This window comes from Algoriphagus formosus (assembly GCF_002807035.1).
GTDB classification, from domain to species: domain Bacteria; phylum Bacteroidota; class Bacteroidia; order Cytophagales; family Cyclobacteriaceae; genus Algoriphagus; species Algoriphagus formosus.
The window spans coordinates 112,145-126,306 of sequence record NZ_NIUC01000003.1; the positions used below are offsets into that span (position 1 = coordinate 112,145).

The 14,162-nt window shown below is 40.9% G+C and carries 10 protein-coding genes; 9 read left to right on the forward strand and 1 reads right to left on the reverse strand.

The window, feature by feature from the left end; all coding sequences use genetic code 11:
* Nucleotides 1–8 precede the first annotated feature (8 nt).
* Nucleotides 9–2,261 (forward strand): efflux RND transporter permease subunit, encoded by a 2,253-nt coding sequence (locus CDH51_RS15935; protein ID WP_100629549.1) that lies wholly within the window; start codon nucleotides 9–11, stop codon nucleotides 2,259–2,261.
* Here CDH51_RS15935 and CDH51_RS15940 read toward each other — a convergent pair.
* Nucleotides 2,258–3,292, reverse strand: a complete 1,035-nt coding sequence (locus tag CDH51_RS15940; RefSeq protein ID WP_100629550.1) for an endonuclease/exonuclease/phosphatase family protein — start codon at nucleotides 3,290–3,292, stop codon at nucleotides 2,258–2,260. The genes CDH51_RS15935 and CDH51_RS15940 overlap by 4 nt on opposite strands.
* 195 nt (nucleotides 3,293–3,487) lie before the next feature.
* Here CDH51_RS15940 and CDH51_RS15945 point away from each other — a divergent pair, with 195 nt between their 5' ends.
* The 8 genes from CDH51_RS15945 (at nucleotide 3,488) to CDH51_RS15980 (ending at nucleotide 14,162) form a co-directional block, all read left to right on the forward strand.
* Nucleotides 3,488–4,057, forward strand: a complete 570-nt coding sequence (locus CDH51_RS15945; protein ID WP_100629856.1) for a DUF2911 domain-containing protein — start codon at nucleotides 3,488–3,490, stop codon at nucleotides 4,055–4,057.
* 124 nt (nucleotides 4,058–4,181) lie between these two features.
* A complete protein-coding gene (locus tag CDH51_RS15950) occupies nucleotides 4,182–6,605 on the forward strand; it encodes a penicillin acylase family protein (RefSeq protein ID WP_100629551.1) in 2,424 nt (807 codons plus the stop codon).
* On the forward strand, nucleotides 6,602–6,979 hold the full coding sequence (locus tag CDH51_RS15955) for a hypothetical protein (protein WP_100629552.1): 378 nt from the start codon (nucleotides 6,602–6,604) through the stop codon (nucleotides 6,977–6,979). Before CDH51_RS15950 ends, CDH51_RS15955 begins: the two co-directional genes overlap by 4 nt.
* Nucleotides 6,980–7,077: 98 nt before the next feature.
* Nucleotides 7,078–7,596: a hypothetical protein gene (locus tag CDH51_RS15960; protein ID WP_026944730.1), complete on the forward strand. Its 519-nt coding sequence runs from the start codon at nucleotides 7,078–7,080 to the stop codon at nucleotides 7,594–7,596.
* Between the two features lie 128 nt (nucleotides 7,597–7,724).
* Nucleotides 7,725–10,337: a polysaccharide biosynthesis/export family protein gene (locus tag CDH51_RS15965; protein ID WP_232724839.1), complete on the forward strand. Its 2,613-nt coding sequence runs from the start codon at nucleotides 7,725–7,727 to the stop codon at nucleotides 10,335–10,337.
* A gap of 26 nt (nucleotides 10,338–10,363) precedes the next feature.
* Nucleotides 10,364–11,683 carry a UDP-glucose dehydrogenase family protein gene (locus CDH51_RS15970; protein WP_100629553.1) on the forward strand — a complete coding sequence of 440 codons (1,320 nt, stop codon included), beginning with the start codon at nucleotides 10,364–10,366 and terminating at the stop codon, nucleotides 11,681–11,683.
* Between the two features lie 54 nt (nucleotides 11,684–11,737).
* Nucleotides 11,738–12,346: a DapH/DapD/GlmU-related protein gene (locus CDH51_RS15975; protein WP_100629554.1), complete on the forward strand. Its 609-nt coding sequence runs from the start codon at nucleotides 11,738–11,740 to the stop codon at nucleotides 12,344–12,346.
* Between the two features lie 19 nt (nucleotides 12,347–12,365).
* The gene (locus tag CDH51_RS15980; protein WP_100629555.1) at nucleotides 12,366–14,162 is read left to right on the forward strand and encodes an ABC transporter ATP-binding protein; all 1,797 of its coding nucleotides are present in this window, start codon (nucleotides 12,366–12,368) and stop codon (nucleotides 14,160–14,162) included.

A 14,162-nucleotide genomic window follows, 5' to 3' on the forward strand; every position in this document is an offset into this window, starting at 1 on the left:
CTTTCAGAATGTTTTCAAAAAAACAATCAAACATATTTCTCACGCTTTCAGGACTTTTTACCCTCATTCTGTTGATTTGGCGACCCGTTCCAAAGTTTGATTATGATTTTGAACAGTTTTTTCCGCAGAATAATGAAGCGCTGAGTTTTTATAAGAGTTATGCAGATATTTTCGGAGGGGATAATGATTACCTTCTTCTTGCTTTTGAAAATGATGGCCAAGAACTCTGGCAGCCTGAATTTCTATCGAATTTCGAAAGTCTACAATCTCAAATTAAGGTCTTGGAAGGAGTGGATACCACCATTTCAGTTTTAGACTTAAGAGAGCCTCGAATTGGAGCTTTTGGAGTTCAGTTTAGACAGGTAGTCACTTGGGATGAAAGTCGGGTAAACTTAACCTTACCTAAAAGTCAGCTTGCTGGAAGTTTGGTTTCTGAGGATGGCAATGGCTTGCTTTTGCTCGTGAAAAATAAAACGGGGATGAGTAAGGAGGCTGGGGATGTGCTTTACCAGGCTATTCGTGAGAAAATCGAGGAGTCAGATTTAAAACTGAGAGCCGTTGCCGGTAAAATTCAAACTCAGGGAGATTTCGTGAAATTGATGCAATCCGAGTTCGGATTTTTCTTTGCCATTAGTTTGGTGGTTATGCTCTTGATCCTGACCCTGTTATTTCGATCCTGGTGGGGAGTGGTGATTCCTTTTGTGGTTCTGTTGATTGGGGTTTTGTGGGCTTTTGGTGTGATTCTTTGGATGGGAAAGCCCTTAGCCTTAATGTCTGTCATGCAACCAACCATTTTCCTGATAGTTGGGCTCAGTGCGTTGATTCACTTTTTTGTTCATTTGGTCAAAAAGCTTCAAGCCGATACAGATCAAAAGGAAGCGATTAGACATTCCTATAAGCAGCTTTTTATCCCGGTTTTGTTGACCATGATGACCACGGCCTTGGGATTTTTTTCCCTTTGGTTTACTTCCATTCCGGCTCTTCAGGATTTTGGATTGACCACTGCAATAGGGATTTTCATGATCTTTTTGGCTGTGATAGGAATTAGCCCAGGTCTTCTTTATTTGGTTAGCAAAAGCTTAAAAGCCAAGCCTTTGAAAGCCAAACGAGCTGTCAGTTTGCAAACCCTCTTTTCCCTGATTTTAAAGCGAAGAAAAGTCATCGGTTTTGGCTTTCTGGCGATGAGTATCATTGCAGTTTTTTTAGGATTGAGAATTCCAATTAATGGATACTTGCTCGATAACTTACCCTTTGACCATCCCATTCGAGAGGACTTTGGATATTTTGACAGTGAGTTTGGGGGATCAAATCCTTTCGAGCTTTCCTTGGAGCTAGGGGAGGAGGCAAATACATTTTGGGATTATGATGTTCTTCAGCAGGTCCAAAAGCTGGAAGAGGAATTGAATGAGGTTTTTGGAGAAAATAAATTCATATCTCCCATCACACTTACTAAAACCCTTAATCAGGCTCAAAATCAGGGTGATGTGGATGCGTTTCGATTTCCAAGTCGTGGTCAATTTATCCGTATGCAGCGGATTTTGAGGCAAGGCAGCGGCGGATTGGAAGAAGGACTCATCGATTCGACTGGGAAAATTTCTCGAATCAGTGGAAGATTGCCAGACTTCGGAAGTTTTAAGATGCGAAACTTGAGATCTGAGCTAGATCGGTTTATCCAATCTGAACTGGACTCATCACTTTTGAAAACAAGATGGACAGGCACTGCTTATTTGATTGATCAAGGTCATGAGTCGGTTACTTGGCAGATGGCGAGAGGCCTAGGGGTAGCATTTTTGTTGGTAGGGCTTATTGCAGGGATATTATTCCGCTCTTGGCGGATTTCATTTTTGCTTTTAATCCCAAATGTGATTCCACTTCTTTTAATGCTCGCAGTGATGTACTTTTTGGGTATAGAATTCAAACTGACTACCGCTATTTTATTCACGGTGGCATTTGGGATTGCTGTAGATGACAGCATTCATTTTATGACAAGATTTAGACTTGAACTAGGCTCCGGTAGAAGTTTCTTTTACGCAATGAAGCGGACGTTTTTAGAGACGGGAAAAGCTATTCTGCTGACTACCATAGTCTTGGTATCGGGATTTGTCTTGTTCGTAATGAGTGATTTTGGAGTGACTTTTTACTCCGGAGTACTCATTAGTTGTGCCTTGATTTTTGCGGTTTTGGCTGATTTGATGCTACTTCCGCTCCTTCTCATTCCCATGAAGCGCGTTTGGGAAGGAAAGCAAAATTCTAAGACTTAATCTATCAATTGAAAAGTCGCTGAAACAGGATAATGATCCGAATAATCTACTTCTCGATGAGTGTCAAATTGGGTCGCTTTCAGATTTGGAGAGGAGAAAATATGATCGATGCGGAGGAAAAACAGTACCCGATTGTAAGTGAATCCAAATCCTTTTCCGGCGTCCTCAAAGGCATTGGTCAAATTTCGACTCAATCGAAAATAGCTGTTGGAATAGGGAATTTCATTTAAGTCTCCCATCAAAATGATCGGGTGGGGCGAGTTAATGATGTGTTGCTCCAAAACGTCAAGTTGCTGACTCCGGTAAAGACTGCCTTGATGAAGCTTTTTGAGAGTTTGTCGATAATTCGCGCGAACTCCCTCGAGATCATCTAGATTTTCAGAGTTGATTTTCATAGACTCTAGATGGCAGTTGTAGATTCGGATCGTGTCTTTTTGGTAGAGGACATCTGCGAAAATCGCCCCATTGGTTTTTTTATTATCAAAAACCTTCCCTTGGTTGACTATGGGTAAGGCAGAGCTGATCGCGAGACCATAGGATCTCCTGTCAGGTCTTCCTTCGATGATTTCGTAGTAAATTTCCTTGTCATTCTCTTTTCCAAGTAAATTAACGGCATTGCGAGAAGGAGAGGTGTAGTCCTGATAAAACTCCTGAAAAACCTTGATCTGAGCCGGGTGCTCCTGAATCCAAGAAAAAATATTTGGATCAAATTCACCGCCCAATCTTCTCTTGTAGTCAAAGAGGTGGACATTATAACTCAGCACACTTAGTCCTTGCTCACTATCGTCTGTTAGGTTCCATTGTACGGTGATTTCAGCGAAGCGATACCCTATTGCTAAGGCAAAAAGCGGAATTAAAGCAGACTTTTTCCAACTCAATGCTAAAATCAAGAACAAAAAAAGATTGGCTAGCCAAATGAGAGGAATAAAAAATGGAATGAGGCCAACATACTGGAAATCAACTGGTCTGACATACACACTGCCGAATATCAGCAGGGAAACGAAAAAAAGCAGCCAAGCAAAATATCTCATAAGGTGTGTAAAAGTAGGAATCAATTTTTGATTTTTATTAGCGCGCCACCCAACTTTGGGCTTGGCGAAATCGTATAGCAGCAAATGTGATGCAAAAACAAAATGATTTTACTTATTTGCTGCAAAACCTTTCATAAAAGATCAGGCAAGGATTTTGTAGCTTTGTTTTAACGAAAACTCCAACCAAATAATATGATGAAGAAACGATACGTTTTTCCTTTTGCAATGTTGATTACGATGGTCATGGTAGCCTGTGGAGGCTCGAAAGAGGAAAGTTCCGAGGAGATGGATTCAATGGAAGTATCTGAATCCTCTGAAGCCGAATCTCGACCAAGTCCACTTGAGGTCAAAGAAGGGCAAATAGCCGGAAAGGCATTCAAGGTGCAGTATGGATCTCCTGCGGTAAAAGGAAGAACCGTTTGGGGTGACTTGGTTCCTTATAATGTAGTTTGGCGTACCGGTGCCAATGAGGCGACTTTTGTAGATCTTTCTGAGGATATGACAGTTGAAGGCCAAAGCCTCAAAGCAGGTAAGTATTCTCTTTTCACCATCCCCAAAGAATCAGGAACCTGGACTGTTATTTTTAATAGTGAATGGGATTTGGAGCATGGGCACTTCCAGTATGATGAAAAGCAAGATGTATTGCGGGTAGAGGTAACTCCATCTTGGGAAGAAAGCTCTCAAGAGCGCCTTGCAATTGATATCGAGGAGCCAGGCTTGGTCATTCGTTGGGAAAAGCTGAAACTTCCAATCAGTATTCAATAGGAATTGATTTAAAGCAAATAAAACCCTGATTTTATCCAAAGCCAGGGTTTTGCTTTTTTATATGTAGCTGTCGAAGCTATTTTTGATTTTGCTATATTGGCAATCTTTAAAACACCCGAATTTCATGAAGTATTTCTGGTTTATACTCGTATTGCTAATCACCCTTTCCCTTGGATATTTCGCTTCAAAGCCCTTAGGACCAGCGCCACCACTTGCGCCGCTTCTTGATCCGAATGTTGGTTTTTGGCAAAACATGTACAGCGAAGATGATCTTGCTGCTGAAAATCTAGAACTAGCAGGGCTAAATTCTACGGTAAAGGTGATTTATGACGAGAATTTGATTCCTCACATCTTTGCTGACAATGATGAAGATCTTTATCGGGCTCAAGGCTATGTGACAGCAAAGCATAGACTTTGGCAAATGGAATTTCAGACGATGGCTGCAGCAGGTCGTATTTCTGAAATTGTAGGGCCGGTAGCTTTGGAATTGGACCGAATGACACGCCGAAAAGGACTCGCCTACGGAGCAGAGCTAGGCTATGAATTTGTCAAAGAAAATCATCCAGAAATGATGCCCTTGATTGATGCCTTCGCGGATGGTGTGAATCAGTATGTCGAAAGTTTGGATGATGCAAGACTACCAGTTGAATACAAGATTCTAAATTATCGACCTGAAAAATGGTCCGCATACAAATCTCTCTTGCTTCTAAAGTATATGTCAGATATGCTGATGGGTGACAGAGATTTACAATACTCCAATCTTCGAAAGATTATCGGGCAGGAGAAATTAGATGTTCTTTTCCCAGAGTTTCCTGAAGAGAATGATCCTGTGATTGAAGCCGATCGGGTTTGGGGTTTCACACCTGTCTCTATTGAGGTGCCTGATTCATTGAATTATCCAAATGACGCATTGACCATCGATCCATTGCCACAGCCAGAGGATGGCGTTGGCTCAAACAATTGGGCCGTTTCCGGCTCCAAGACTCAAAGCGGAAACCCAATTCTAGCCAATGATCCACATTTGAGTCTGAATCTTCCTTCCCTTTGGTACAGTATGCAGCTTACCACGCCGGAGTTTTCTGTCAAAGGAGCTACACTCCCAGGAGCTTTAGGGGTGATTTCCGGATTTAATCAAAATATCGCTTGGGGAGTGACAAACGCAACCAAGGATGCCAGGGATTGGTACAAAATCACTTTTGAAGATGATAGCAGAAGTAGATATCGATATGGTGATGAATGGAGAGAGAGTTCCTTCCGCATTGAAGAGATAAAGATAAAAGGTGAGGAAACCTTTATGGATACCGTGGTCTACACTCATTATGGTCCGGTAGTTTATGATAGAAGTTTCCGGTCGGACCGTCAGGATGTCAACTTTTCGCTTAAATGGACTGTGCACATGGGTTCGAATGAGCAGCTTACATTTTTGAAGATGAATAAGGCCAAAAACCACCAAGATTACATGGATGCCTTAGATCATTACACCGCTCCAGCACAGAACTTTGTTTTTGCATCAAAGGAAGGGGACATAGCCATGAGGATTCAAGGTAAATTCCCTGTCAAGTGGGAGGGTCAAGGTAAATTCTTCATGGATGGAGCAGATCCGCAGATGGAATGGCAGGCATATATTCCCAATGAGCACAACCCTAGTACCCTCAATCCAGAGCGAGGTTTTGTTTCTTCGGCCAATCAACATCCCGTTGATCCTTCTTATCCTTATTATGTCTTTGACAATAGCTACGAGCATTACAGAAATAGAAGGTTGAACGGAGAGTTGAGAAGGTTAAACTCCATCACAGTGGAGGAAATGAAGGCTCTTCAATTTGATGATTATTACCTTCATGCTGCTGAGGCGTTGCCTGTAATGATCGAACTTTTGGAAACTCAAGATTTCCAAGATGAAAAAGCCTCCAAATATCTGCAAGAGTTGAAAGAATGGGATTTTTATGCTGACCCTAATCAGAAGGCACCCACGCTTTTCTACAATTGGTGGGGAAAGACCTACAATCAACTTTGGAAGGAATGGGAAGAATGGAATGTGCCGGTAGTACGACCAAATTACTACCAAACTGTCAAATTGATGCAGGAGAATCCGGAGAGTGAGTTTTTTGACAATAAAATGACCGATGAAGTTGAAACAGCCAAGACTCATGTCAACAAAGCCTTTGAAGAAATGGTGGCCGATATGAAAGAGTGGGAAAATGAGGAAGGGGATTATGCCTGGGCAAATTATAAAAGGACTAGTATTCAGCACTTGGTACCTCAATTTGAATCTTTCTCGGTGAAGAATGTCTACACCGGTGGCGGTTCGGGTATTTTGAATGCAACTAGTAGCAGAGCAGGGGCAAGTTGGCGAATGGTCGTGGAGTTGGGCGAACCAATAAAAGCCTTTGGTATTTATCCAGGAGGTCAATCGGGAAATCCCGGATCAAAATATTACGATAATTTTATATCTAAATGGGCTAATGGGGAGTATCTCAACTTTGATTTAAGAGAATCTAATCAAACTGAAAACATCTTATTTGAAACCAACCTGACTCCAAAACAATGAAATTTATAGCATTCTTGATTCTTTCCTTGGTTGTTGTTCTTCTTGTGAATGGCGCCACATCCTATATCGGAGCAATGATTGCATTGGCATTGCTAGGGGCATTGATGCACCCAGGAAGCTTTGCAGCTTTCTTTGGTGGTGGTTTTGGGATGGCGTTGGCTTGGACTTCTTTGGCTTTGTTTTTGAAATTTTCCACAGGAAGTGATTTGCCTGAGAAAATGGGAGAGCTATTTGGAGTAAATTCTGCGATGGCGATTTTATTAATCACGGCTGTGATTGGATTTGTACTGGGTGCATTCAGTGGCTTAAGTGGCCACCTGTTTTGGAAAATGCTGCGGAAAAAGCCAAAGAATATTTATAGGGGCAATCTTTAGGATTAAATCTGGAATTTTTTGGCTTAATTTTCCGACAAATTAGTTTTTCAATTTATTGAAATGAGTACCTTTGGTACTCGCTTTATATCTGATTTTTAATGCTTGAGTCTCTTATTACCTCTAAAACACGGCTGAGACTTCTCGTGAAGTTTTTTGTAAATGACCAAAACCGAAGTCACTTGCGAGGATTGGCGGATGAATTTGGTGAATCTACTAATGCCATTAGAAAAGAGCTTAATAATCTAACTCAGGCCGGAATTTTGCTGAAAGAATCCAACAAAAATAAGATTGCTTATAAGGCGAATACCCATCATCCATTCTTCATCAATATTCAGGAAATAATCCGAAAATATCTCGGGTTGGATAGACTGTTGGAACAAATTCTAGATCGAATGGGAGAGGTGGGTCAAGTAGTTTTGGTAGGAGATATTGCTAAAGGTATCGATACAGGTACTATTGACGTCTTAGTCACCGGTGATCAATTAAATCAGGATTACATCAAAGGACTAAAGTCAAGAATAGAAGAACTAATCGAGCGGAAGGTAGTATTCACCCTTTCCAATGATCGATATGAAGAAGAAGGCCTAGTCCTTTTTGACAGTACGGTAGGCGTTTAATTGACGCTTTTGGACATAAATTACGCTTAGGTTTCATCTGGAAATGGGACTGAAAGGGCGAAGCTGTGTCCAAGCTGTTATATTTAAAGATTAAAAGTTCAAATTAGATAAACTTTATCCAGGATCATTTGAAAAAATCAGTTGAAATATTTCGAAGTCAAATTCTGAAATCTTTTTCTCTTGCCTTATTGGCTGTATTGATTTCATTTTCAATTCAAGCCCAGAGTCTATCCGATATTCAATCGGTCAAAGTAGACAATCTATCAGATGCTCAGATAGAGAATCTCATTAAGCGGGCAGAATCCAATGGTCTTACGACAAATCAGCTAGTTGCTTTAGCAAGAGAGCGAGGAATGCCAGCTACAGAAGCTGCTAAACTTCAGCAGCGAATCCAGCAACTTCAAACTCAAGCACAAAGTCCAAATTCTGGTAATCTCAGTTCTGGAAGAGAAATGGGTTTTCAGCAAGTGGATGTATTTGATTCTCTAAGAAGATCTGACCCATATTACGATCTTACACCAAAGCAAAAAAAGATATTTGGATATAAGCTTTTCCATAACCGAAATCTGGATTTTAGTCCAAGTCTGAATCTTCCTACACCACAATCTTATGTAGTAGGTAGTGGGGATCAATTGCTAATTGATGTTTACGGGGCTTCTCAGCAATCCTTTGATGTACAGGTGACCCCGGAAGGTAGGGTATTTGTACCTAACGTTGGGCCTGTGCAAGTAGGAGGGGCTACGATTGAAGCAGCCACAGTAAGAATAAAAGCTGCACTGTCTAGGATTTATTCGGGTCTTAAAGGTGCTAACCCTAATACCTTTTTGCAAATCAGATTAGGTAACATCCGGTCTATCAAAGTATCCATGGTCGGAGAGCTTACCAAGCCTGGGACATACACCTTGCCATCTTTTGCCACGGTATTTAATGCTCTTTATGCCGCTGGCGGCCCCAATGAAAATGGAGCCTTCCGGAAAATCCAAGTTTACAGAGGGTCCAAGCTTATTTCTCAAGTAGATATTTATGAATTCCTGTCCAAGGGAGATCAGTCGGCCAATATTAATCTACAGGATAATGATGTGATCATTGTACCAGCAGTAGAGGGCCGCGCTGAGGTGATAGGACCGGTCAATCGAGAAGGCTTATTTGAGGTGAAGTCTGGTGAGAGCTTAAAGGATTTATTTCTTTATACGGGTGGATTTTCCAGTTTGGCCTATAGGGATCGCGTGACAATTCGGAGAATAGAAGACAACCAACGGAAGATTATAGATGTCCCTTCTTCAGATTTTGGAAGCTTTTATCCGCAGGTTGGTGACGAAATTTTAATTGGAGAGGCCTTGGATCGCTATTCCAATAGGGTACAAGTAAGTGGGTCAGTGATGCGGCCAGGAGAATTTTCTATTGAGGAAGGGCTCACTATAAAAGGGCTCATCGAAAAAGCTGAAGGACTCCGTCCAGAGGCATTCACTAATCGGGTGACTTTATATCGAACGAGTGAGGACCTTACTTTAGCCGCTATTACAGTTGAACTGTCAGAAATTCTGGAAGGACGTGCAGAAGATATTCCCTTGAAAAATGAAGACCTACTTTTCATTCCAAGTCGATATGAAATCCAGGAAGAGTACTATGTTAAAATCAGTGGAGAAGTGAGTTTCCCAGGCACCTACCCATTTGCAAACTCCATGACGGTTGGTGATTTGATACTTCGAGCTGGTGGGCTTTTAGAGTCAGCAAGCAATTCCTCCATAGAGGTAGCTAGGCGTGTCCGGGATGCAAGTAGTAGACAGATAGCTGAAATTTCCACTTTAAGTATAGGCTCAGACCTCGAAATCACAGAAGAGGAGAAGCAGCTACCTCTTCAGCCATTTGACCATGTTTTTATTAGAAGGAGTCCTGGTTTTGAGCGAGAACAAATCATGACTGTAAGAGGAGAAGTGAAGTTTCCGGGAGAATTTGTGATTTCCTCTGCAAACGAAAGGATTTCTGATGTGATTGAGCGAGCTGGGGGGTTGAATGAATTTGCTTATCCGCAAGGTGCCAATTTAATTCGACGAACTGTCTATTATAAAGGAAAAACAGAGGAGGAAATCAGGGAAGAAACGCTACAAGAAATTTTTGAGAGGTTAAACCCAGAAACGAATCGAAATTTGAATGAGGCTGAACTTATCTTGTTTGAAAGAGTCCAACAAAAGCTCAAGGAGATTGAGTATAATCGGACACGTATTTCTTCCAATTTAAGTTCTGATCCATCCACAATTCTAATGGATACACTTTCTATAGATCCGGAGCTAAATAAGTCACGTTTTCAGCAAGAGGATATGGTTGGTATAGATCTGGAGAAAATATTGAAAAACCCAGGTTCGGAAGAGGATTTGATTTTGATGGAGGGCGATATTTTACAAATTCCTAAACAACTCCAAACGGTCAGGATGGTTGGAGAGGTCTTGCTTCCAACGACTACTAGGTTTGAGAGTGGTAGAAATTTGAAGTATTATATTTCGAAAGCTGGTGGTTTTACAGAGAATGCCCGAAAATCTAAATCCTATGTGGTGTATGCAAATGGTGATGCTGCACAAACTAAAGGGTTTTTAGGAATTAAAAAGTATCCCAAATTATTGCCTGGAGCTGAGATTGTAGTTCCAGGAAAGCCTGAAAGGGAGCGTATGAATGCAGCTGCTTGGATTGGGATCGCTTCAAGTCTTGCTACTTTGGGGATTTTAATTGAGAGATTGATACAATAAATATTAAATAAGATAAATTTAGTTTCATGAAAATTGCAGTAGTAGGTACAGGCTACGTTGGCTTGGTATCGGGTGCTTGTTTTGCAGATGTGGGTATCGAAGTTACCTGCGTGGATATTGATCAGAAAAAGATCGATAAGCTCAAGAATGGAGTCATGCCAATCTATGAACCAGGCCTGGAGGAAATAGTGGTTCGCAACTATAAAAGCGGAAGACTTCATTTCAGTACGGATCTAGGTGAGGCTATTCAAGGTGCCGAGGTGGCGTTTATTGCCGTAGGTACTCCTCCTGGAGAGGATGGGTCAGCTGATTTGAAATATGTTTTGGCAGTAGCCGATGAGATTGGTCAAAAGATGACCGATTACATTGTGGTTGCTACAAAGAGCACAGTGCCAGTCACTACAGGAGAAAAAGTTCGGGCTACTATTAAGGCTGCATTGGAAAAGAGAGGCTCAGACCTTCCATTTGCGGTAGCATCCAATCCGGAATTTTTGAAAGAAGGGGCAGCTGTAGAGGATTTTTTAAAGCCTGACAGAATTGTGATTGGTGTAGATGATGAGCGAGCTGAGAAAATCATGCAGCGGCTTTACAAGCCTTTCCAACTCAGTGGGGAGAGGATTATCTACATGGATATTCCTTCTGCAGAGATGACCAAGTATGCTGCTAATGCCATGCTTGCCACAAAGATTTCCTTTATGAATGATATTGCTAACCTATGTGAAAAAGTTGGAGCTGATGCAAATATGGTTCGCAAAGGAATTGGATCTGATCCGAGGATTGGAAATAAATTTATTTACCCTGGGGTAGGGTATGGAGGTTCTTGTTTTCCAAAAGACGTGAAGGCAATCATCAAAACTGCTAAAGAATATGGATATGATCTTCGCGTCCTACAATCTGTAGAAGATGTAAATGATGATCAAAAGCATATTTTGGCATCGAAAGTAAAGTCTCATTTTGGGGATGACCTTAGCGGAATGACCTTTGCCATGTGGGGTTTGAGTTTCAAACCAAACACGGATGATATGCGTGAATCCCCTGCAGCAGTCATTATCGATGAACTCCGAGCGGCGGGTGCAAAAGTGCGTGCCTATGACCCAAAAGCTATGGAAGAGGCAAAAGAGCACTATATTTTCGATAAAGTGACCTATTGCAATGATGCCTATGATGCCTGTGTGGATGCTGACGCCTTACTCTTGGTGACAGAATGGTCCGAGTTTAGGATACCAAGTTGGGAAGCGGTCGGTAAATTATTGAAAAACAAAGTAGTCTTTGACGGTAGGAACATCTACGATAAGAGATACTTGGCGTCATTAGGATTTACGCACTTTGGTATAGGTTCTAAATAGAAAATTCAAAATCTCCCCAAAACAAGATTGGGGAGATTTTAATTTTTATTAAATATGATCATTGCAGGAGCAGGAGGGCATGGCTTAGAAGTATATGGAGTGCTAATTTCCCAAGGTATTCCAGCCTCAGAAATCTGTTTCTACGATGAAGATAGTTCAAAAAAAATAATCCATTCCTCCGGGTCTAAAATATTGAATACTGAAAATGAGTTGAAAAAAGCATTGGAAACGAATCCTAATTATTGTTTGGGAGTAGGGTCCCCGGCTTTTAGAGAATATTTTTTTAAAAAATTTGAATCATTTGGGGGTGAACATTACGCGTTGAAAAGCACAAATAGTGTTTTAATGGGGTCAGATCAAGACTTTGATTTGATGCCATTTGGCTTCGTAGGCCCAGAGACAGTATTTGGAAAAGGTGTCTTGATTAATTCCCGCGCTAATGTGCATCATCAATGTATAGTAGGTGAATTCTCGGAGTTGGGGCCTGGGTCGATATTATTAGGAGGTGCCAAAGTAGGTAAGCACTGCAGGATAGGTGCAGGTGCTATTTTGTTACCAGGGGTCGAAGTTGGCGATAATGTGATAGTTGGAGCTGGAGCGGTGGTCACCAAGAACTTTAGGAGTAATTCCATTTTGAAAGGTGTACCCGCATCTAATCAATAGGGTTTGTGTATTTATTGAAATGTCTAAAATTAAATCCTTAATCAAGAAATATCTGATTCATTTCAGCTACTTCTACCATCATCTAGGGTACAGGATTTTTATTGCCTTTTTGCTCAGTTTCACTGTAGGGCTTTTAGATGGTCTTGGCTTAGCAATGTTTTTGCCATTACTACAAATGGTTGACGGAAGTGCTGATGTCAACCCCGAAACGCTGGGGGGGATGAGCTTTTTGATAGAGTCTATCGAGCTTTTAGGTTTTGAGTTAAATCTTTATTTAGTGCTTGGGATGCTTCTCACTCTTTTTGTATTAAAAGGGGTCATGAAGTTTATGGAGTCATATTATAACGTCCTCACTCAGCAGTATTTTATCCGAAAACTACGTTTTGATAGCTTGAGTGGCTTATCGGATTTTGACTTCAAATCCTTTGTTTTAGCCGACTCTGGCCGAATCCAAAATACTTTAAGTGCCGAGGTAGGAAGAGTTTCCAATGCTTATGCTTTTTACTTTGCTGCGGTTCAATCCGGAACCTTGGTTTTTGTTTACTTAATCCTTGCCTTTTTTACAGATCCTCAGTTTGCTTTGTTAGTCGCGGTAGGAGGTGGAGCAACCAATCTCCTGTATAACCGAGTGTATAAGAAAACAAAGGAGACTTCGAAGAAAATCACATCCGGCGGACATACTTTCCAAGGAATGTTAATCCAGAAAGTAGCTTTTTATAAATATTTAAAGGCAACAGGTTTTATTAAAACATATGAGCTGAGATTGCGTGAGGCAGTAGATTATATTGTAAAAAGTAATAAGAAAATAGGCTTTTATAATGCTTTGCTTGTGGCAGCAAGAGAGCCTATGGTCATTTTTGTGGTAGTAGTTGTAATCATTGTTCAGGTAAATGTTTTTTCCCAACAATTGGGTGTCATTATTTTGAGTTTGTTGTTTTTCTATAGGTCTCTGAACTCTTTGGTAATGATGCAGACACAATGGAATGGCTTTTTGAATTTGTCGGGTTCATTGGAAAACATGACTGCTTTCATGAAAGAACTCCAGTCACAAAAAGAATCAAACGGAGTGGTACCGTTTGAGAAGTTTGAAGATTCAATTTGCTTAGACAATGTTGGCTTCTCTTATGGTAATAAGATGGTTTTGGCTGAAATTGATTTAACAATCAGTAAAAATAAAGCCTATGCATTTGTTGGGGAAAGTGGAAGCGGAAAGTCAACTTTGGTCAATTTGATAGCCGGATTGATGCCAGTTTCAACTGGATCTATTACTGTAGACGGTGTAAACCTTGAAGAGATTGAAAAATTAAGTTTCAAGAAGAGAATCGGATATATTGCCCAGGAACCTGTAATTTTTTCGGATACGATATTTAACAACGTAACTCAATGGTCTGAGCCAACTCCTGAAAATCAAAGAAGGTTTTGGAAAGCATTGGAACAGGCAGCAATTGCTGATTTTGTTCTATCTCTTCCTGAAAAAGAAAACGCCAATTTGGGTTCAGCCGGAATCCTGATCAGCGGTGGACAAAAACAGCGCCTTTCGATCGCAAGAGAACTTTTTAAGGATATCGATATTCTCATCATGGATGAAGCAACTTCAGCTTTGGATTCTGAAACAGAGAAAATAATTCAGGAAAATATTGAAAAATTAAAAGGTAGATACACGCTCCTCATTGTAGCACATAGACTATCTACCATCAAGAGTGCGGATGAAGTAATTTTATTAAATCATGGACAAATAGAGAATAGGGGCGCTTTTTCCGATTTGATAAAGCGATCTGACTCTTTCCAAAAAATGGTCCAATTACAGGAGATATAA